Below are 19,917 nucleotides of genomic sequence, written 5' to 3' on the forward strand. Positions count from 1 at the left end.
ATAACAAGTAATTATCTTTTAAAAAATTAAGCGCCTTGCTCTTCCTTTTGATCTGCAACTGCTTTAGTAGCAAGTGCAAGGTTACGGATTGGAGCTTGAAGAACGCTAAGAAGCATAGAAAGTAAGCCTTCACGTGATGGAAGAGTAGCAATAGCTTTAACCTCATCAAGTGTTACAAGTTTACCTTCGATTACACCAGCTTTAATTTCTAAAGCTTCATGTTTTGTAGCGAAGTCGTTTAATACTTTCGCAGGAGCAACTACATCCTCGTTACTGAACGCGATTGCGTTTGGTCCTGTTAAGAATTCGTTTAACTCAGCCATTTCAGCAGACTCTGCAGCACGACGAGTTAAAGAGTTTTTGTAAACTTTGAACTCAACGCCAGCTTCACGTAAGTTTTTACGTAATTCTGTTGCTTCAGAAACTGTTAAACCACGGTAGTCAACAACGATTGTAGATTTACTCGCGCGAAGTTTTTCAGCGATTTCAGTTACAACTTGTTGTTTAGTTTCGATTACTTTGCTCATGTTATTACACCTCCTGTAGATTATATAGAAGATGTACCGAAAGTGCACTAAAAACCTCCATGCCCAACTTGTAGACATGGAGGCATATAGTCACAGAAAAAAGATTCCGCTTCGTATATTAACACCTAGGTAGGAAATTAAGTCGAATCGACACCTACTGTCTACGGTACACTATTTAAATTCACAACATAAATGATTATATTAAAACTTCTTTATGAAGTCAACTTCCAATTTTTACGCAAGTGTAGAAACATCTACGCGTACGCCAGGTCCCATTGTAGAAGCAACAGTTGCGTTCTTCATGTAAGTACCTTTTGCAGCAGCTGGCTTAGCTTTTTGAAGCGTGTCAGCAATTGTTTTGAAGTTTTCTACTAGTTTAGCATCTTCGAAAGATACTTTACCGATTGGAACGTGGATGTTACCAGCTTTATCAACGCGGTATTCAACTTTACCAGCTTTGATTTCGTTAACAGCTTTAGTTACATCGAAAGTAACCGTTCCAGTTTTAGGGTTTGGCATTAAACCTTTAGGTCCTAATACGCGACCAAGTTTACCAACTTCACCCATCATGTCAGGAGTTGCTACTACTACATCGAAATCGAACCAACCTTGTTGGATTTTACCGATGTAATCAGTATCGCCTACGAATTCAGCGCCAGCAGCTTCAGCTTCTTTTGCTTTTTCGCCTTTAGCGAATACTAATACACGTTGTACTTTACCAGTACCGTGTGGAAGAACAACTGCACCACGAATTTGTTGGTCAGCTTTCTTAGGGTCAACACCTAAACGGAATGCAGCTTCTACAGTTGCATCAAATTTAGCTGTGTTTGTTTTCTTTACTAATTCTACTGCTTCTGTTGCAGAGTAAGCAGCTGCACGATCAACAAGCTTCGCAGCTTCTACGTACTTTTTACCTCTTTTAGCCATTTTTATTTCCTCCTCGAATGTGGTTTTAGCGGAATAACCTCCCACGTTTACGCCTTTTTTCCAGGGATAACCTGAGGATGCGCGCCATCCTTTTATTTAAAAAACGATAATCATTTACGATAATAAAGGTTGCGAATTGGAATTCCAGACCCGCAACCTTTTTTTAAAAACAAATCGAATTAGTCTTCGATAACGATGCCCATACTGCGTGCAGTACCTTCAACCATACGCATTGCAGCTTCTACGCTAGCAGCGTTTAGGTCAGGCATTTTAGTTTCAGCGATTTCGCGTACTTTATCACGCTTAACAGTTGCCACTTTATTACGGTTTGGTTCACCAGAACCAGACTCGATACCAGCTACTTTCTTAAGAAGAACAGCAGCAGGAGGAGTTTTAGTAATGAAAGTGAATGAACGGTCCTCAAATACCGTAATTTCAACAGGGATGATAAGACCAGCTTGATCAGCTGTACGAGCGTTGAACTCTTTACAGAAGCCCATGATGTTAACACCTGCTTGTCCTAATGCTGGACCAACTGGTGGAGCTGGGTTAGCTTTACCTGCAGGAATTTGAAGTTTTACCATTTTAATTACCTTTTTAGCCACGAGACACACCTCCTTAAGTCCGTGATGTGGTCAATTGGACAGTGATTTGCCCTCCCACGTCATATTTTATCTGTAACGATAAAATCTTTCAAAAAACGTCTCCGATAACGAAGACGTACTGACTTAAAAGATATTATCACTTTTTACAATTCATTTCAAGTTTCATTTTATAATTTTTCAATTTGATGGAAGTCAAGTTCAACTGGAGTCTCGCGACCAAACATGTCTACAAGCACACTAACTTTCTTCTTCTCCACATCAATTTCTTCAATAGCACCTGTATAATCTGCGAATGGTCCTTCATTTACACGTACTGTCTCATGAAGTTCAAAGTCGAAATCAACCACTTCGTTGTCCATTCCCATATGCTTCATGATGGTAACAACTTCCTCTTCTAATAGAGGAGATGGTTTAGATCCAGAACCCGAAGAACCGACAAAACCTGTTACACCCGGTGTATTACGAACAACATACCAAGAGTCATCAGTCATGATTAGTTCTACTAATACGTAACCTGGGAACACTTTTCTTTTCATTAATTTTTCTTTACCGTTTTTCATTTCTACTTCTACTTCTTCCGGGACAACAACACGGAAAATTTTATCTTGCATACCCATTGATTCTACACGTTTCTCTAGGTTTGCTTTTACTTTATTTTCATATCCAGAATAAGTATGGACAACATACCAACTTTTTTCCATTCATTTAGGACGAGCGTCCTTCCCTCCCTGACGTACATTTTTTTGCGCAAATGAAAAAACCCGTTCACCGGGCTTTTACACAGTTCTTATAAATAACATTATATCATGGATAAGTGCTTCTTATTCAAGAATTAACCAAGAATTAACCGAATTAAAGAAGAAATGCCCATATCAACTACTGCGAAGAAAATCGCAAAGAAGACAACTGTAGCGATAACAGTCGCTGTTGAGCGGAGTAATTCATCTTTTTTAGGCCAACTTACTTTTTTCATTTCGCGACCTACATCGCCGAAAAAGTTCGTTAAACGCATCTGCGGGACCTCCAGTGTATTATTTCAATTATTTATTTTGTTTCCTTGTGAACTGTATGCTTATTGCATGTTTTACAAAACTTCTTTATCTCAAGTCGCTCTACTGAGCTCGTATCTTTCATCGTAGAGTAGTTTCGATTTTTACACTCTTCACATGAGAGTACAACTTTTTTCCTCATTAGTTACACCAACCTTGTAACATTATGTCCCTAAAAATGTATCATACAACAAAAGATAATGTCAATGTCATGACTTCCACTCTCTCTACAAAAAGAAAACAGGTGAATTATTTTACACCTGCGGTATTTACTACGAATTTAAAGTTGTACTCTCTCTCATCTCCATATATCTTTCCAATTTCCTTTTCACACGCTGTAATGCGTTATCAATAGATTTCACATGTCTGTTTAACTGTTCTGAAATCTCTTGATAGGAACGGCCATCTAAGTATAAAGAAAGTACTTTCCTTTCTAAATCGCTTAATAATTCAGATATTTTAGATTCTATGTCTGTATATTCTTCCTGACTAATAATCATTTCTTCAGGATCAGTCACCTTTGCTTCCGAAATAACATCTAATAGCGTTCGATCAGATTCCTCATCGTAAATCGGTTTATCTAATGACACATACGAATTTAATGGAATATGTTTTTGCCTTGTTGCTGTTTTAATAGCGGTAATAATTTGTCGAGTGATACACAGTTCAGCAAATGCTTTGAACGAAGACAGTTTGTCCTCTTTATAATCACGAATCGCCTTAAACAATCCAATCATACCTTCTTGAACAATATCTTCTCGATCGGCACCCACTAAGAAATAAGATCTTGATTTCGCACGAACAAAGTTCTTATATTTGTGAATTAAATATTCTAGAGCGTCAGTATTACCCTTTCGAACTAACTCAACGATTGCCTCATCCTCTAAATCACGAAATGTAACGTCGCCTACACTTACGAAGCCTGCTTCCACCTTGATCCCTCCGACCGCTATATATTTAGCAATATTATACAGTAAAAAGATAAAGAGCGTCAATGCTTCAACGCTCTCCTCTTCTTAATTTTTCTAATTTTTCTGTAATATCTTTACTAAATATCTTTCTCATGGCGGGTTGCTTGTCTTTCGTGTCTTTTGTACGCCTTCTTACTTGCTGTTCCATCGCTTGCACTTCTAACTCTAATTCACGCGCAGATTTCCGAAGTGCACCTTGCGCAAATACAACCCATTGCTCCGTATAATCTGAAGTTGCAACGTATATTTGTGTATTTATACTTCTAAGTTCAATCGCAAGTTGTTCTATCTTTTCATCTGCAGTTTGATTTTTTCTCGTGAATATTACTTCCACCCGCGATTGTTTCATCTTCTTTTCAATACCATGGACTGTATAGGCATCAAAGACAATCATTACTTTTGTGCCTGTATAACCTTGATAATCCGCCATCTTATCAATAAGCGCGTCTCTTGATGATTGTAAATCTACATCCCGCAGTTTTTTCAAGTCTCCCCAAGCTCCGATAATGTTGTAACCGTCAACGATTAAAATATCGTTCATTTTTTATTTACCAATTTCGTGACGTTTACGATATACCTCATACATTAACAAACTTGCGGCTACTGAAGCATTTAAGGATGTAACTTTACCAACCATCGGTAAAGTAATTAAGAAATCACACTTTTCACCAATAATACGACTCATACCTTTTCCTTCACTACCGATTACTAATCCGATTGGCATTTTACCATCTAAATGACGGTAATCCGTTTTCCCTTTAGCATCTGTACCAGCAATCCAAAGTCCACGCTCTTTTAACTCATCAATTGTACGAGATAAATTTGTTACGCGCGCAACAGGAATATATTCAATTGCTCCAGTCGATGCTTTCGCAACTGATGCTGTAAGTCCCACCGCTCTTCTTTTCGGAATAATAATTCCATGAGCTCCTGTTGCATCAGCGGTACGCATAATAGAACCTAGGTTATGTGGATCTTCAATTTCATCTAAAATTAAGAAGAACGGATCTTCATTACGCTTTTCTGCTACTTTGAATAAATCTTCTAACTCAGCATATTGATATGCAGCCACTTGAGCAATTACGCCTTGATGATTACCCTCAACTAATTGATCTAACTTCTTCTTCGGTGCATGTTGTAAAATAATCTTATTTTCTTTCGCTAATGCTAGTACAATCTGTATTTGCCCTTTGGCAGCACCTTCTGCGATCCAAATTTTATTAATATCTCTCCCTGATCGTAACGCTTCAATTACAGGGTTACGTCCGATAATATATTCACTACTCATGATGATGTGCCCCCTTCCTTTTCTTCTAAAACAGCAATTGCCTTATATACAATTTCGTCTAATCTTTCACGATTATTTAATAAGTGATGATAACCGATTAGTGCTTCAAAGGCTGTACTATGTCGATATGTTTGTACATCCGTATTTTTTGGAACGGTACCTGAATTTGCATTACGCCCTCTTCTTAATACCGCCTCTTCTTCCTCTGTCAAAAATGCCGTCTCTAATAAATGATAAACAACTTTTGCCTGTGCTTTTGCCGAAACAAAGCTCGTCCCTAAGCGATGTAATTGATTAGGGCGAACTTTTCCCTTTTGAAGGAGGTGATAGCGGATATATTGTTCATATACCGCATCACCCATATATGCTAACGCTAAGCTGTTTAATTGCTTTGCATCAATCATTTTTATCCTCTTTTCCATCTTGTACCTTGAGCGGTATCTTCTAAAATAATATTACGTTCTTTTAAATCATCGCGAATTTGATCGGATAATGCGAAATCGCGATTTTTACGAGCTTCAATACGCTTTTGGATAAGTGCTTCAATTTCTTCATCAAGCAACTCTTCTTGCGCTAATTCTAATCCTAAAATATCAAATAATATTTCAAGTTGTTTTACGTATGCTTCAATTACAACTTTAGAAGTATGTTCTTCTAACAAATATTGATTTGCATGATTTGCTACATTATATAATTCAGTAATCGCATTAGCTGTATTGAAATCATCGTCCATTGCTTCTTCAAATGCAACCTGGAATTTTTCCATTTCAGCTAACCATTTCTCATTATGATCTGTTAAATCTGTACTACTTTCCATACGATGCTTTAAATTACCGTAAGCTGTTTTAATTCTTTCTAGCCCATTATTCGTACTTTGTAATAACTCTTCACTAAAGTTAATTGGGTGACGGTAATGTACCGATAACATAAAGAATCTAATCAACTGTGGATCATATTGCTTAATGATGTCGTGCACTAAAATGAAGTTTCCAAGTGACTTAGACATCTTCTCGTTATTAATATTAATATATCCATTATGCATCCAATATCGTGCAAATGTTTTTCCAGTCAACGCCTCGGACTGCGCAATTTCATTTTCATGATGAGGAAACGCTAAATCTTGACCACCAGCATGAATGTCAATTGTATCCCCTAAATATTTACGCGCCATTGCTGAGCATTCAATATGCCATCCTGGGCGTCCTTTCCCCCAAGGGCTTTCCCAGAAGATTTCCCCTTCTTTCGCAGCTTTCCATAAAGCAAAGTCAAGAATGTCTTGTTTCTTTTCTCCTACTTCAATACGTGCACCGTGACGTAAATCTGCGATTGGTTGATGCGATAGTTTACCGTAACCTTCGAACTCTTTCGTTCTAAAGTACACATCACCTTCTGATTCATATGCGTATCCCTTATTCACAAGTTCTTGAATAAATTCAATAATGATATCCATATTTTCCGTTACACGCGGATGAACCGTTGCATGTTTGCAACCTAGCGCCGTTACATCTTCAAAGTACGCTTCAACGAAACGGTCTGCAATCGTCGGTACATCTTCACCCAATTCATTTGCCGCCTTAATTAACTTATCATCCACATCAGTAAAGTTAGATACATACTGCACGTCATATCCCTTATATTCTAAGTAACGGCGTACTGTATCAAATACCATAGGTGGTCTTGCATTCCCAATATGAATATAGTTATAAACTGTAGGTCCGCACACATACATCTTTACCTTATTTTCTTCTAATGGAATAAACTCTTCTTTTTGACGTGTTAACGTATTATAAATGTGAATAGTCATTTTTATCCTTCCTTTCTACCTTTACTTCCAGTTGTTTCTTTAATTTATCAAGCTCCACTTCCATAGCCTTTAATTTATCAAAAATTGGATCCGGAAGATCGGAATGATTTAACTCTTGACCAATCTTTACTCCATTTTGAATTACGACTCGGCCTGGTATACCTACAACTGTAGAATGTGCAGGAACTTCTTTTAATACGACCGATCCTGCTCCGATTTTAGAATTCTCTCCCACAGTAATAGAACCAAGGACTTTAGCACCCGTTGCAATTAATACATTATCCTGAATTGTAGGGTGCCTCTTTCCTTTTTCTTTTCCTGTACCACCTAATGTAACTCCTTGATAAATCGTTACATTATCACCAATTTCACACGTTTCTCCAATTACAACTCCCATTCCATGATCGATGAAAAAGTGCCGACCAATAGTTGCTCCTGGATGAATCTCAATGCCCGTAAAAAAGCGACTCACTTGTGAAACAAAGCGTGCAAGAAAGAAAAAATTCCTTTTGTAAAAAGCATGTGCAATTCGATGGGCCCAAACTGCATGTAATCCAGAGTAAGTTAAAATGACTTCGAAATAACTTCGTGCCGCTGGATCCTGTTCAAAAACGACTTCAATATCTTCCCGAAGCCTCTTAAACATCGATGTTCCCTCCCCTTTATGGGCTGCTTTTTTCGAGTGAACTAACTTCCCTTAACTCCCCACTTATCCCCCTAAACCTTTATACAAGAAGATAAAACTTATGCTCCTACCCATTTACATGGTATAAAAAAAGACGCCTCTGTCATATTGACAGAGACGCCTTATAAGCGCGGTTCCACTCTGTTTAGGCTAAAGAAAGCCTCAAACTCATCCATGATAACGGTTTACACCGCTTCTGTTTACTTTGCGCCCTAAGACGTTCCACGAAATACTTCGCCGTTCAACAGAAGACTCGAAGGGGCATTTCAAAAATCCGCTTATAAACCACTTCCAGCCTAAAGGTGGTTCTCTCTGTAAAAAGCCTGATTTTCTACTTCTCCTTCTCGTCGCTTTTCCTTATTAGGTTTTAGGTATACTTATTATATTTCTAAACCTAGAAAATGTTAACCAATTACTTTTTGAATACGATTTAAAACTTTTTCTTTTCCAAGAAGAGCAATAGCGTTAGGAAGCTCTGGACCATGTGTTTGTCCAGTAGTAGCAACACGGATTGGCATAAATAGATTTTTACCTTTATGTCCTGTTTCCTTTTGAACTGCTTTAATAGCCGCCTTAACTGCTGCTGGCTCCATTGCTTCTAGAGCTTCTAATTGATCGGCAAATGTACGAAGTACTTCAGGTACTTGTTCACCTTTCAATACTTCTTGTCCCTCTTCTTCATGATCAACATGATCTTTAAAGAACATTTCAGAAAGCTCTACAATTTCAGCCCCAAAGCTCATTTGGTCATGATATAAAGCAATTACATCACGAACCCAAGCTTGTTCTTGCTCACTTAAGTTTTCACCTACGCGACCCGCTTTCACTAAATGCGGTAAGCTTAGTTCAACAACCGTATCTAAATCTTGTTTTTTCATATATTGGTTGTTCATCCATTTTAGTTTTTGAGAATCAAATAATGCAGGTGATTTTGATAAACGAGCTGCATCAAACATTTTGATAAACTCATCTTGAGAGAAGATTTCTTCTTCACCTACTGGTGACCAACCTAGTAATGCAATAAAGTTAAAGATTGCTTCTGGAAGATATCCAAGCTCTTTATATTGCTCAATAAATTGAATAATAGATTCGTCACGCTTACTTAGCTTTTTACGACTTTCGTTTACAATTAAAGTCATATGACCGAATTGCGGGATATCCCAACCGAAAGCTTCATAAATCATCATTTGTTTTGGCGTATTTGAAATATGATCATCACCACGAAGTACGTGTGTAATTTCCATTAAGTGATCATCTACTGCTACCGCAAAGTTATAAGTTGGAATTCCATCTTTTTTCACGATAACGAAATCGCCAAAATCATTTGAATGGAATGCAACTTCGTCTTTTACGATATCTTTAAACGTGTAGTCGCGATCAGCCGGTACACGGAAGCGAATACTTGGAATGCGGCCTTCAGCCTCAAAACCTTTCATTTGCTCCTCAGTTAAATCACGGTGATTTCCTGCATAACGCGGTGTTTCACCACGAGCGATTTGACCTTCACGCTCTGCTTCTAGCTCTTCTTCTGTCATATAACATTTGTAAGCTAAACCACGCTCTAATAAATCTTCATATAGTTTTTTATAAATATCTAAACGCTCTGTTTGACGATATGGTCCAAATTCACCACCAACATCAACACCTTCATCCCAGTCCATACCGAGCCATTTCAAGTATTTTAATTGGCTTTCTTCTCCACCAGCAACATTACGTTTTACATCAGTATCTTCAATACGAATAATAAACTTACCATCTTGATGACGAGCAAATAAATAATTAAATAATGCCGTACGCGCATTTCCGATATGTAAGTGTCCTGTTGGACTTGGCGCATAGCGCACTCTCACTTGCTTTTCCATAATTGGTACACCTTCCAATCTTAATGTCAACACATTCTATAATTGTACACCAAAAAAACGTGATTATCCATCTTACGAATTAAAAACCATTATTTTTTCTGTAATAAAACAACCGCTTGAGAAGCAATTCCTTCTTCTCTACCTGTAAATCCTAATTTTTCTGTTGTTGTTGCCTTTACATTAATATTATCAATAGACGTTTCTAATAGTTCACTAATACGTTTACGCATGCTTTCAATATGCGGTGCCATTTTTGGTTTTTGTGCAATAATTGTACAATCAAGGTTCCCTAGCTCGTAACCTTGTTCACGCACAAATCCCCAAACTTTTTGTAACAATACAGCTGAATCTGCATCTTTAAAGGCAGGATCGGTATCAGGAAAATGCTTGCCAATATCCCCTGCTGCAATTGCTCCTAAACATGCGTCAGCAATCGTATGTAACAATACGTCAGCATCCGAGTGACCAATTAATCCTTTCTCATGAGGAATTGTAATTCCACCGATAATTAACGGTCTACCTTCCGCAAATTCATGTACATCAAAACCTTGTCCAATTCGAAACATTCTTTACATCCTCCTCAAGCTAAACTACTGAGCTTTATGCCTCTATATTATATCGCTATCCCTATAAAGAAAAGCCCGGCCGTTGCCGAGCTTTTCTTTACTATGATACCATCACTTCTATTTCTTCTGAACATGAAGGAAACTTTCAGCAATTAATAAATCCTCTGGGGTTGTCACTTTAATATTATAGTAACTCCCATCTACTACACCTACTTGCTTTCCGATACGTTCTACGAGACTTGCATCATCTGTACCAAGGAAACAACTCTGTTTTGCACTTCTATGAGCTTCTAATAAAAGAGGAACAGAGAATCCTTGCGGTGTTTGAACAGCTTTAAGCAGAGAACGTTCTATCGTTTCAACAACAACATTCTGTTCTACTTTCTTAACTGTATCCTTCACTGGTACCGCACAAATGGAAGCACCATGTTTTTCTGCCGAAGTTAATACATCTTGAACCATTTTATTCGTTACGAACGGGCGCGCACCATCGTGTACAAGAACATATCCAACTCCGCTCACATGATGAAGCGCATTATATACGCTATCTTGTCTTTCAGCTCCGCCCTGAATAAATTGCACCTGTTTTTCAACCGGGTACTTCTGCATTAGCTCCTCAAAATATGGACGTTCCTCTTCGTTAATTGCCATAATAATACTTTTACACGCTTTATCTTTTTCAAAAGCACGTAATGTATGTACAATAATCGGTACTTCATTTATAAGTAAGAACAACTTATTTTTGCCAGCACCCATTCGTTTTCCTTGACCCGCTGCTGGAATAATTAATGTATACATATTAATAATCCTCTACTTATAATGCTTTTTCTAATAATTTACGTTTTGCGAAAATCATACGACCAGCTGATGTTTGCAACACACTCGTAACAAGTACATTGAGTTGCGAACCAACATATTCTCTACCATCTTCTACTACAATCATCGTGCCATCATCTAAGTATGCAACACCTTGATTTTGCTCTTTACCATCTTTCACAACATAAACACTTAGTTCTTCGCCAGGGAGTACAACTGGTTTAATTGCATTTGCTAAATCGTTAATGTTTAACACTGTTACTCCTTGTAATTCAGAAACTTTGTTTAAGTTGAAATCATTTGTTACAACAGTTCCACCAGTGACTTTCGCTAACTTTACAAGCTTGCTATCCACTTCTTGGATATCCTCAAAATCGCCTTCATAAATTTCTACCGGAATTGGCATCTCTTTTTGAATACGATTTAAAATGTCTAATCCTCTTCGGCCACGATTACGCTTTAACGCATCAGAAGAATCGGCAATATGCTGTAGCTCTTCTAATACGAATTGTGGAATCACAATTGTTCCTTCTAAAAACTTCGTTTGGCAAATATCAGCAATACGTCCATCAATAATTACACTCGTATCGAGAATTTTCCAATGAACTGTAGATTTTTCTACCTCTACCTCTTCGTTCTCACTATTGTTTTTCTTCTTACCTCCGCGTTGGGGTAATGTAAATAATCCTAACAATTCATTTCTCTTTTTAAACCCTACTTGGAATCCTAAATAACCAAGTAAAAGGGTAAAGAACACTTGTAATACTGTACTAATGACTGGAATCGTGAATTCACGAATTGGTATTAAAATTAAATATGCAACAATAAGACCAGAGATCAATCCTAATGTACCAAATAAAACATCTGCTACAGGTGCCTTTACAAGGGCTTCTTCGATATGCTTAATAAGTTGGACAATATAATCTACAAGCCAAAATGTTGTTAAAAATAAAATAATTGCACCAATAATCGCACGAACATACGATCCCTCGAGCCATGGAACAGCACCGATGTCCAATACATTAATAACTTTTGGGATAAAGAAAATCCCTAATGCTCCCCCGATTACTAAAAAGAAGAGCTGTACGATCCGTTTTAACATCCAACCACCTCCTACTCATTATTAACCATTGTTTCGCTAATCAAAACGCCGAATGCAAAAGCGGATGTGTTTTTTTGTAAATAGTTTTATTTACCAATATACCATATCATATACCAAAAGTGTTCTAGTGTCGTTATATTATGGAATCAATGTAATATTCTTAATTGTGTCTACTCATGTAGAGATGCTCTTGAATTCTTTTTAAACCTTCTCGTATTTTCTTCGCCCTGACTTCTCCAATTCCTTCCACATCGTCCAATTCATTAATAGTTGCACGACAGACACCTTGTAACGTTTTAAATCGATTAATTAAATTTTCAATGATAAGTGGTGGAACACGAGAAATTTTACTTGTGATTCGGTATCCTCTTGGTGTCACGCTTGCTTCTAAGCTTGTTTGTCCTGGATAGCCAAGCAATTTAACTAAATCGCTATCCTCTAGAAGTTGTGTATTTGCAAGATCTTGTAACTTTTTCAAAATTTGATGGTGATCTTGCGTTTTTTCTTGATAATAGTCTTTAATTAATAACGCTGCCTCTGCTTCTAAGTCGGCTAGTAATTCTGTAAGCTGTAAACGAATTAACCTTCCTTCTGTTCCTAACTCATGAATATAGCTCAATATTTCATTTTTAATACGCAGTACCATTTCAACACTATGTAAAACATGAACGACCTCGGACATTGTAACGACCTCTTCAAATTCTAGAATGCCCAAATTCGTAATACCATCATTCCATACAGCTTTATATTTTTCTAACGTTTGAATAGCTTGATTTGCCTTCGTTAAAATAACACCTATATCCTTTAGTGTATAACGTAAGCTCCCTTGATATAGTGTAATTACGTTACGTCTTTGTGAAATAGCCACAACAAGGCTGCCCGTCTGCTTGGCTACACGCTCTGCCGTTCGGTGGCGCATACCCGTTTCAATAGAATCAATGGCTGACTCTGGAACTAATTGTGCATTTGCAATTAAAATTTTACTCCCAGTTTCATTTAAAATAAGTGCCCCATCCATTTTTGCTAATTCATATAAACTAGCAGGTGAGAATGCACAATTAATGTGAAACCCTCCATCAACAATACTTTTAATCTGCTCATTATACCCAAGAACAATTAGTCCCCCTGTTTGCGCACGAAGTACGTTATCTATCCCTTCGCGCAGTGGTGTTCCTGGGGCAACGAGCTGTAGAATGTTAATCATACTTTTGACACGTTGCTTGTTTTCCTCCATAGCCTAGCCTCCTAATGTCAAACGAAGCGCTTCTCCTAAATTAGAAACACCCACTACCTCAATCCCATCCGGAATTGTCCATCCCCCTAAATTTTTTCTAGGAATAATAGCACGTTGAAATCCTAATTTCGCTGCTTCTTGTACACGTTGTTCAATTCTTGATACTCTTCTTATTTCTCCAGTTAGTCCTACTTCTCCTATTACCGCATCAGTTGGTGCAGTAGATTTATCCTTGAAACTTGAAGCGATACTTAATGCGACAGCTAAATCAATTGCTGGTTCATCTAATTTCAAACCACCTGCGACTTTTAAATACGCATCTTGATTTTGCAACAATAAACCTGTTCTTTTTTCTAGTACTGCCATAATAAGTGAAACGCGGTTATGATCAATTCCCGTCGCCATTCTTCGAGGATTTCCAAAACTAGTAGGGGAGATTAATGCTTGTATTTCTACTAAAACCGGTCTTGTTCCTTCCATTGAAGCAACCACTGTGGATCCTGCGACTCCAACCGGCCTTTCCTCAAGGAAAATTTCAGAAGGGTTTAAGACTTCCGCAAGACCAAGTTCCTTCATTTCAAAGATACCCATTTCATTCGTGGAACCAAAACGGTTCTTAACAGCCCGCAAAATACGATATGTATGGTGGCGATCTCCTTCAAAGTAAAGAACTGCATCAACCATATGTTCTAACATACGCGGCCCTGCAATTGCACCCTCTTTTGTCACATGCCCGACGATAAAAATAGGGATCCCCTTTGTCTTTGCAAGTTTCATTAGTTCTGCTGTACATTCACGTACTTGTGCCACACTTCCAGGAGCTGACGTCACTTCGGGTAAATGTATCGTTTGAATAGAGTCAATAACAACAAAGGCTGGATTCATCTCTTCAATATGTGCTGCAATTCGTTGTAAGTCAGTCTCTGATACAACGAATAAATTACTACCCTTTACATGCAAACGATCTGCACGAAGCTTTATCTGCTTTGCCGACTCCTCACCCGATATATATAATACATCATATGAAGAATCTGCTAATTGCGATGAAATCTGTAATAGCAATGTCGATTTCCCAATCCCAGGGTCTCCACCAATGAGTACTAAAGATCCATCTACAATGCCTCCACCAAGTACACGGTTAAACTCCTGAAATTTCGTTTCAATACGCGCCTCAGACTTTGTTTCTACTTCTGTTAGGCGTCTTGGTTTTGTTACTTCTGATTGAATTGCATTTGCATAATTAAGGCGCCTTGATGATACAACTGGTTCCATCTCTTCAACAAGCGTATTCCATTGACCACATCCAGGACATTTTCCCATATATTTTGGTGACTGATAACCACATTCTTGACATGTAAATTTTGTTTTCTTTTTAGCCATATCTTTTTATAGTTCACTTCACTTTCATCTATAAACGTTTATCCTTCTCGTACAAGAAAGAGGGCTATCACGTAGCCCTCTTTGTTTGTCTATACTTATTTTACCTTTTCCGCACTATGAATGACAAATGATTCTCCTTCTACATCAAAGATAACTTTTTGTCCTTTCTCAATAGCACCTTTTAAAAGCTCTTCTGATAGTCTATCTTCTACATGTTTCTGAATTGCTCTACGAAGCGGACGAGCACCGTACTCACGATCAAATCCTTTATCAGCAATTGCTGAAATTGCTCCTTCTGTTAAGTGCAATTCAATTTCTTGTTCTTTTAAGCGATTCACTAACTGATTTACCATAAGTGTTACAATTTCTTGAATATGTTTTTTCTCAAGCATATGGAACACGATAATTTCATCGATACGGTTTAAGAATTCTGGACGAAATGCTTTTTTCAATTCATCCATTACTTTACCTTTCATATCCGAATAATCACGGCTCTCATCTTGTACGTTAAATCCAAGATGTTTATTACGTTTTAATGCCTCTGCACCAACATTAGACGTCATAATAACAATTGTATTACGGAAATCAACTGTACGTCCTTTAGAATCTGTTAAACGGCCGTCTTCTAATACTTGTAATAAAATATTAAACACATCAGGATGAGCTTTCTCTACTTCATCTAATAAGACAACTGAATATGGCTTACGACGAACTTTCTCTGTTAATTGTCCACCTTCTTCATATCCAACATATCCTGGAGGAGATCCAACTAAACGAGAAGTAGAATGCTTTTCCATGTACTCAGACATATCGATGCGGATCATTGCATCCTCATCACCGAACATAGATTCCGCTAATGCCCTTGCTAGTTCCGTTTTACCTACACCAGTCGGCCCTAAGAAAATAAATGAGCCAATCGGGCGTTTCGGATCTTTTAATCCCGCTCTCGCACGACGAACAGCTTTTGCTACAGCTACGACTGCTTCCTCCTGCCCAATTAAACGATCGTGTAAAATTGATTCTAAGTTTAATAATTTATCCGTCTCTGTTTGTGCAAGTTTAGAAACCGGAATACGTGTCCATGTGGAAACGACATTTGCAATATCTTCTACTGTTACTTCTGAGTTTTCTTTTCCTTGTTGCTCTTTCCACTGACGCTTTGTATCTTCTAACTTTTCACGTAAACGTTGTTCCATATCACGTAAGGAAGCAGCTTTTTCAAATTCTTGGCTTTGTACAGCTGCATCTTTTTCTTTTCGAATTTCCTCAAGCTTCACTTCAAGCTCTTTTAAGTTTGGCGGTGTTGTATAAGAACGTAAGCGCACTTTTGATGCAGCCTCATCAATTAAATCGATTGCTTTATCAGGTAAGAAACGATCTGTAATGTAACGATCTGAAAGTTTTACAGCCGCATCGATTGCATCGTCTGTAATAGATACGCGGTGATGCGCCTCATAACGGTCACGCAAACCTTTTAAAATTTGAATTGATTCTTCTAAGTTTGGTTCATCAACATGAATTGGTTGGAAACGTCTTTCTAATGCCGCATCTTTTTCAATATATTTGCGATACTCATCTAAAGTTGTTGCACCAATACATTGTAATTCACCACGTGCTAAAGATGGTTTTAAAATATTCGATGCATCAATTGCACCTTCCGCCCCTCCTGCACCAATTAACGTATGAAGCTCATCAATAAATAGAATAATGTTACCAGCTTGGCGAATCTCATCCATCACTTTCTTTAAACGATCCTCAAATTCACCACGATATTTTGTACCAGCAACAACTGTACCCATATCTAATGTCATAACACGCTTATCTCTTAACGTTTCAGGAACTTCATTATTTACAATTTGTTGCGCTAACCCTTCTGCAATTGCCGTTTTACCTACACCAGGCTCTCCAATTAATACTGGATTGTTTTTTGTTCTACGACTTAACACTTCAATTACGCGTTGAATTTCTTTACTACGTCCAATAACAGGATCTAGTCTGCTTTCACGTGCAACAACTGTTAAATCACGTGCTAAACTGTCAAGTGTAGGTGTATTCGCATTTGTTGATGAACCACCTTGATGACCTGAACTAGCTTCATTACTTCCAAGGAGTTGTAACACTTGTTGTCTTGCTTTATTTAGGCTTACACCTAAATTATTTAAAACACGTGCTGCTACACCTTCACCTTCACGGATTAAACCAAGTAAAATATGTTCTGTTCCAACGTAGGAATGGCCCAATTTACGAGCTTCGTCCATAGACAACTCAATAACTTTTTTAGCACGAGGTGTGTAATGTACTGTTTGAGAAGCTTCCGTTCCACGTCCAATTAATGCTTCTACCTCTTTTTGAACTTTCTCTGGACTTAATCCAAGAGCAATTAACGCTTTTGCTGCAATTCCTTCCCCTTCGCGTACAAGCCCAAGTAAAATATGTTCTGTTCCAATATTATTATGCCCAATGCGAATTGCTTCCTCTTGAGATAAAGCTAATACTTTCTGTGCTCGTTCTGTAAATCTTCCAAACATCATAGAAATCGCCTCCTACTTGCGCTTAATTTTGTTCAATTCGTAATCGCTCACGGATTAAGGTTGCTCTTCGATAATCTCTTTCTTCTGGTCCTAAAGGTCCTCCTGCATATTGTTGCAAAATGCCTGGCTGAGTAAGAACCATTAATTCAGTCAAAATATTTCTCGATATACCTTGTATATATCCTAGGTCAATACCAAGTCGTACATCTGATAAGCAAGTGGCTGCTTCCGCAGATTGAATTAAACGACTGTTAGCTAGTATGCCGTAAGAACGATATACTTTATCTTCAAGCTCAATACTTGAATTTTGTACAATTAATTCTCTAGCCATTTTTTCTTGTTGTATGATTTGTTGGATGACACTCTTTAAATCTGCAATAATATCTTCTTCTGATTTCCCTAGTGTCATTTGATTTGACACTTGAAATATATTACCTAACGCTTCGCTACCTTCACCGTATATTCCTCTTACTACTAGCCCTAATTTTTGAATTACTTGTATAATACGGTTAATTCTTTTCGTTAAAACCAGTCCCGGTAAATGAATCATTACCGAAGCCCTTAATCCTGTACCGACGTTAGTGGGACAACTCGTAATATATCCAAGCGATTCATCAAAAGCATATTCAACCTCTTCCTCGATCCAATTATCTATTTGATTGGCACTTTGAAGCGCCTCTGATAACTGTAATCCTGAAAATAGGCACTGAATCCTAACATGATCTTCTTCATTAAGCATGATACTTATATGTTCACTTTCTGATAGTAGGCATGCTCCGTATTCTGTTCCTGCAAGATTTGGACTAATTAAATGCTTCTCAACTAAAACTCTCCTTTGAAGAGGATTTAATTCATTCATTTTTAATAGTTCAAACTCTCCAAAAGGTTCTACTGGTTTATTTATAAACTTCTTCTTAAATAATTCATGAATCTGTTTAGCTTCTTCCTCGTTTTGCATAGTAGAGAATTGATATTTTTTTAAATTACGAGCCAAACGAATTCGACTACTTAAAACAATATCAGAATCAGGGCCATCCCCCTTCATCCATGGACTAATCGCTTCATTCATAATTCTGTCCAGTGACATAGAACTATTCCCCCTCTCTATGCTCACTAAGCTGATTTTCAAGAGCTCGAATTTTATCTCGTATTTCAGCTGCTTTCTCAAATTCCTCTTTCTGTACATATTGTTTCAGATTGAGTTTTAGTTCATCTAATTCTTTCTTTAAGTAGATATTTCCTTCTATACGTTCTGGAATTTTTCCACAATGATCTGTATGCCCACCATGAAGACGTTTTAATAGTGGCTTTAAATGTTCCTTAAAGGTGTCATAACAAGATGCACACCCAAAGCGTCCCACTTTTGTAAACTGTTCATATGTCATCTTACAATTGGGGCATCTTAATATACTTGCATTTGAAAATGTATTCTGTCCTTCTTCAAACGTTGCTGGTTCACCATGTAATAATCCAGCTAATAAATCGTGAAACGAAAAATTAGACTGCGGTGATTGAAAGAAAGACGTATAGCCACTTTGTTCTGCACACTGCTCACAAAGATGAACTTCCGCCTTTTTCTCGTTGATTACTTTTGTATAATGTAAAGTTGCTGGTCTTATATTACAGTTTTGACAAGTCATCGCTATCCCCACCTTTACAACAGGAACGATCTATCTCATGATACTTTTCATACATTACTAGATTGTTCTCTTTCCTTAATCCATTTAATAAAAGTACATGTTATCTTTCAAAATCTCTACAATATTAAACTGCACTATCTTAGTTATCATTCGTAACAAAAGTTATATTTATTTATATTTCAGTGTTCTTAACATTGCGCATAATATTCGAGCCCTAAGTTCATCTCGAGAAGGAACATCCATTAATAATACAGAACGATCTAGTACGCTTAACATAAGTTTAGCTTCACGATTTGTTATAATACCCTCTTCTATTAAACGTATAATCATGCTTTCTGCATTTCCTTGTGCAACGCTATGATCAATCATATGAAGCATTTGATCAATAATGTCTATATCGTCATGCAGTTTGACTTTTATAATGCGAATGTAACCTCCTCCACCTCGTTTACTTTCTACTACGAATCCTCTTTCTAACGTAAAACGGGTATTGATTACATAGTTGATTTGAGATGGCACACAATCGAATCGATCTGCGATCTCATTCCTTTTGATTTCAATCACATTATTATTGCTTAAGTCAATAACTTGCTTTAGATATTTCTCAATGATATCAGATATATTTCTCATTTATCCGCCACCTTTATTGACTTTGACTATCTTTGACTTTAATTATATACGTATTAAAAAAATTTGCAACTCTTTTGCTTATTCACTATCCTAGCCACATTTCTCAATCTTTAATCAAAAGAGTGATTCTTTAAGTAAAGATTTTTTAAATTACTATGAATTATAAAAGAAAACACAAAAAAACACGAGTCAAAAGACTCGTGTTTTAGTTGCTTGGCGACGTCCTACTCTCACAGGGACAAGGTCCCAACTACCATCGGCGCTAGAGAGCTTAACTTCCGTGTTCGGTATGGGAACGGG

Annotated in this window: 22 protein-coding genes, 1 rRNA gene and 2 other annotated features; all 23 genes read right to left on the minus strand. The window is 37.4% G+C overall.

The features are described 5' to 3' along the window. Positions 1–26: 26 nt before the first annotated feature. The gene (gene rplJ, locus MR109_RS24130) at positions 27–527 is read right to left on the minus strand and encodes a 50S ribosomal protein L10 (RefSeq protein WP_048374302.1); all 501 of its coding nucleotides are present in this window, start codon (positions 525–527) and stop codon (positions 27–29) included. Between the two features lie 39 nt (positions 528–566). Then, positions 567–712: a sequence feature (ribosomal protein L10 leader region), on the minus strand. Between the two features lie 49 nt (positions 713–761). After that, entirely contained in the window at positions 762–1,454 is a 693-nt protein-coding gene (gene rplA / locus MR109_RS24135; RefSeq protein ID WP_002175435.1) for a 50S ribosomal protein L1, read from the minus strand. Between the two features lie 179 nt (positions 1,455–1,633). Further along, positions 1,634–2,059, minus strand: coding sequence for a 50S ribosomal protein L11 (rplK, locus tag MR109_RS24140; protein WP_001085872.1), 426 nt, complete (start codon positions 2,057–2,059; stop codon positions 1,634–1,636). A 167-nt stretch (positions 2,060–2,226) separates the two neighbouring features. Then, complete coding sequence (gene nusG / locus MR109_RS24145) at positions 2,227–2,760, minus strand: transcription termination/antitermination protein NusG (RefSeq protein WP_000415794.1); 534 nt, start codon at positions 2,758–2,760, stop codon at positions 2,227–2,229. Between the two features lie 131 nt (positions 2,761–2,891). Then, entirely contained in the window at positions 2,892–3,071 is a 180-nt protein-coding gene (gene secE, locus MR109_RS24150; RefSeq protein ID WP_001241321.1) for a preprotein translocase subunit SecE, read from the minus strand. Positions 3,072–3,103: 32 nt separating this feature from the next. Beyond that, on the minus strand, positions 3,104–3,250 hold the full coding sequence (gene rpmG / locus MR109_RS24155; protein WP_012260172.1) for a 50S ribosomal protein L33: 147 nt from the start codon (positions 3,248–3,250) through the stop codon (positions 3,104–3,106). A 130-nt stretch (positions 3,251–3,380) separates the two neighbouring features. Then, positions 3,381–4,040: an RNA polymerase factor sigma-70 gene (locus MR109_RS24160; RefSeq protein WP_000387198.1), complete on the minus strand. Its 660-nt coding sequence runs from the start codon at positions 4,038–4,040 to the stop codon at positions 3,381–3,383. A gap of 67 nt (positions 4,041–4,107) precedes the next feature. After that, the gene (locus MR109_RS24165) at positions 4,108–4,620 is read right to left on the minus strand and encodes an NYN domain-containing protein (protein ID WP_002175437.1); all 513 of its coding nucleotides are present in this window, start codon (positions 4,618–4,620) and stop codon (positions 4,108–4,110) included. A 3-nt stretch (positions 4,621–4,623) separates the two neighbouring features. Beyond that, complete coding sequence (gene rlmB, locus MR109_RS24170) at positions 4,624–5,367, minus strand: 23S rRNA (guanosine(2251)-2'-O)-methyltransferase RlmB (protein WP_071717887.1); 744 nt, start codon at positions 5,365–5,367, stop codon at positions 4,624–4,626. Beyond that, complete coding sequence (locus MR109_RS24175) at positions 5,364–5,771, minus strand: Mini-ribonuclease 3 (RefSeq protein ID WP_000564261.1); 408 nt, start codon at positions 5,769–5,771, stop codon at positions 5,364–5,366. The genes rlmB and MR109_RS24175 overlap by 4 nt, the downstream gene beginning before the upstream one ends. 2 nt (positions 5,772–5,773) lie before the next feature. Next, positions 5,774–7,171, minus strand: coding sequence for a cysteine--tRNA ligase (cysS, locus tag MR109_RS24180; RefSeq protein WP_002175439.1), 1,398 nt, complete (start codon positions 7,169–7,171; stop codon positions 5,774–5,776). Continuing rightward, positions 7,152–7,817: a serine O-acetyltransferase gene (gene cysE, locus MR109_RS24185; RefSeq protein ID WP_071717888.1), complete on the minus strand. Its 666-nt coding sequence runs from the start codon at positions 7,815–7,817 to the stop codon at positions 7,152–7,154. Before cysE ends, cysS begins: the two co-directional genes overlap by 20 nt. Before the next feature lie 149 nt (positions 7,818–7,966). Next, positions 7,967–8,213: a binding site (T-box leader), on the minus strand. A gap of 47 nt (positions 8,214–8,260) precedes the next feature. Beyond that, entirely contained in the window at positions 8,261–9,718 is a 1,458-nt protein-coding gene (gene gltX / locus MR109_RS24190) for a glutamate--tRNA ligase (RefSeq protein WP_242274112.1), read from the minus strand. Between the two features lie 89 nt (positions 9,719–9,807). Further along, positions 9,808–10,284 (minus strand): 2-C-methyl-D-erythritol 2,4-cyclodiphosphate synthase, encoded by a 477-nt coding sequence (gene ispF / locus MR109_RS24195; protein WP_000488392.1) that lies wholly within the window; start codon positions 10,282–10,284, stop codon positions 9,808–9,810. 117 nt (positions 10,285–10,401) lie between these two features. Then, positions 10,402–11,082, minus strand: a complete 681-nt coding sequence (ispD, locus tag MR109_RS24200; protein WP_071717890.1) for a 2-C-methyl-D-erythritol 4-phosphate cytidylyltransferase — start codon at positions 11,080–11,082, stop codon at positions 10,402–10,404. Positions 11,083–11,098: 16 nt separating this feature from the next. Then, complete coding sequence (locus tag MR109_RS24205; RefSeq protein ID WP_242274113.1) at positions 11,099–12,202, minus strand: PIN/TRAM domain-containing protein; 1,104 nt, start codon at positions 12,200–12,202, stop codon at positions 11,099–11,101. 160 nt (positions 12,203–12,362) lie between these two features. Next, entirely contained in the window at positions 12,363–13,436 is a 1,074-nt protein-coding gene (gene disA, locus MR109_RS24210) for a DNA integrity scanning diadenylate cyclase DisA (protein ID WP_025149635.1), read from the minus strand. Positions 13,437–13,439: 3 nt separating this feature from the next. Beyond that, positions 13,440–14,816 (minus strand): DNA repair protein RadA, encoded by a 1,377-nt coding sequence (radA, locus tag MR109_RS24215; protein ID WP_071717892.1) that lies wholly within the window; start codon positions 14,814–14,816, stop codon positions 13,440–13,442. Positions 14,817–14,911: 95 nt separating this feature from the next. Continuing rightward, positions 14,912–17,347 (minus strand): ATP-dependent protease ATP-binding subunit ClpC, encoded by a 2,436-nt coding sequence (gene clpC, locus MR109_RS24220; RefSeq protein ID WP_025149637.1) that lies wholly within the window; start codon positions 17,345–17,347, stop codon positions 14,912–14,914. A 22-nt stretch (positions 17,348–17,369) separates the two neighbouring features. Beyond that, positions 17,370–18,434 (minus strand): protein-arginine kinase McsB, encoded by a 1,065-nt coding sequence (locus tag MR109_RS24225; RefSeq protein ID WP_048374310.1) that lies wholly within the window; start codon positions 18,432–18,434, stop codon positions 17,370–17,372. Between the two features lie 4 nt (positions 18,435–18,438). Beyond that, positions 18,439–18,987, minus strand: a complete 549-nt coding sequence (locus tag MR109_RS24230) for a protein-arginine kinase activator protein McsA (protein ID WP_242274114.1) — start codon at positions 18,985–18,987, stop codon at positions 18,439–18,441. 168 nt (positions 18,988–19,155) lie between these two features. Next, complete coding sequence (ctsR, locus tag MR109_RS24235; RefSeq protein ID WP_002115277.1) at positions 19,156–19,617, minus strand: transcriptional regulator CtsR; 462 nt, start codon at positions 19,615–19,617, stop codon at positions 19,156–19,158. Positions 19,618–19,828: 211 nt separating this feature from the next. Next, positions 19,829–19,917, minus strand: a 5S ribosomal RNA gene (gene rrf, locus MR109_RS24240); the annotation flags it as partial.

The organism is Bacillus cereus group sp. BfR-BA-01310 (assembly GCF_022664325.1).
GTDB classification, from domain to species: domain Bacteria; phylum Bacillota; class Bacilli; order Bacillales; family Bacillaceae_G; genus Bacillus_A; species Bacillus_A paramycoides.

What these genes read in the sequence shown, in the direction of transcription:
- rplJ (WP_048374302.1), bottom strand. Translation starts at nt 527, where the DNA reads ATGAGCAAAGTAATCGAAACTAAACAACAAGTTGTAACTGAAATCGCT.
- rplA (WP_002175435.1), bottom strand. Translation starts at nt 1,454, where the DNA reads ATGGCTAAAAGAGGTAAAAAGTACGTAGAAGCTGCGAAGCTTGTTGAT.
- nusG (WP_000415794.1), bottom strand. Translation starts at nt 2,760, where the DNA reads ATGGAAAAAAGTTGGTATGTTGTCCATACTTATTCTGGATATGAAAAT.
- secE (WP_001241321.1), bottom strand. Translation starts at nt 3,071, where the DNA reads ATGCGTTTAACGAACTTTTTCGGCGATGTAGGTCGCGAAATGAAAAAA.
- rpmG (WP_012260172.1), bottom strand. Translation starts at nt 3,250, where the DNA reads ATGAGGAAAAAAGTTGTACTCTCATGTGAAGAGTGTAAAAATCGAAAC.
- MR109_RS24165 (WP_002175437.1), bottom strand. Translation starts at nt 4,620, where the DNA reads ATGAACGATATTTTAATCGTTGACGGTTACAACATTATCGGAGCTTGG.
- rlmB (WP_071717887.1), bottom strand. Translation starts at nt 5,367, where the DNA reads ATGAGTAGTGAATATATTATCGGACGTAACCCTGTAATTGAAGCGTTA.
- MR109_RS24175 (WP_000564261.1), bottom strand. Translation starts at nt 5,771, where the DNA reads ATGATTGATGCAAAGCAATTAAACAGCTTAGCGTTAGCATATATGGGT.
- cysS (WP_002175439.1), bottom strand. Translation starts at nt 7,171, where the DNA reads ATGACTATTCACATTTATAATACGTTAACACGTCAAAAAGAAGAGTTT.
- cysE (WP_071717888.1), bottom strand. Translation starts at nt 7,817, where the DNA reads ATGTTTAAGAGGCTTCGGGAAGATATTGAAGTCGTTTTTGAACAGGAT.
- gltX (WP_242274112.1), bottom strand. Translation starts at nt 9,718, where the DNA reads ATGGAAAAGCAAGTGAGAGTGCGCTATGCGCCAAGTCCAACAGGACAC.
- ispF (WP_000488392.1), bottom strand. Translation starts at nt 10,284, where the DNA reads ATGTTTCGAATTGGACAAGGTTTTGATGTACATGAATTTGCGGAAGGT.
- ispD (WP_071717890.1), bottom strand. Translation starts at nt 11,082, where the DNA reads ATGTATACATTAATTATTCCAGCAGCGGGTCAAGGAAAACGAATGGGT.
- MR109_RS24205 (WP_242274113.1), bottom strand. Translation starts at nt 12,202, where the DNA reads ATGTTAAAACGGATCGTACAGCTCTTCTTTTTAGTAATCGGGGGAGCA.
- disA (WP_025149635.1), bottom strand. Translation starts at nt 13,436, where the DNA reads ATGGAGGAAAACAAGCAACGTGTCAAAAGTATGATTAACATTCTACAG.
- radA (WP_071717892.1), bottom strand. Translation starts at nt 14,816, where the DNA reads ATGGCTAAAAAGAAAACAAAATTTACATGTCAAGAATGTGGTTATCAG.
- clpC (WP_025149637.1), bottom strand. Translation starts at nt 17,347, where the DNA reads ATGATGTTTGGAAGATTTACAGAACGAGCACAGAAAGTATTAGCTTTA.
- MR109_RS24225 (WP_048374310.1), bottom strand. Translation starts at nt 18,434, where the DNA reads ATGTCACTGGACAGAATTATGAATGAAGCGATTAGTCCATGGATGAAG.
- MR109_RS24230 (WP_242274114.1), bottom strand. Translation starts at nt 18,987, where the DNA reads ATGACTTGTCAAAACTGTAATATAAGACCAGCAACTTTACATTATACA.
- ctsR (WP_002115277.1), bottom strand. Translation starts at nt 19,617, where the DNA reads ATGAGAAATATATCTGATATCATTGAGAAATATCTAAAGCAAGTTATT.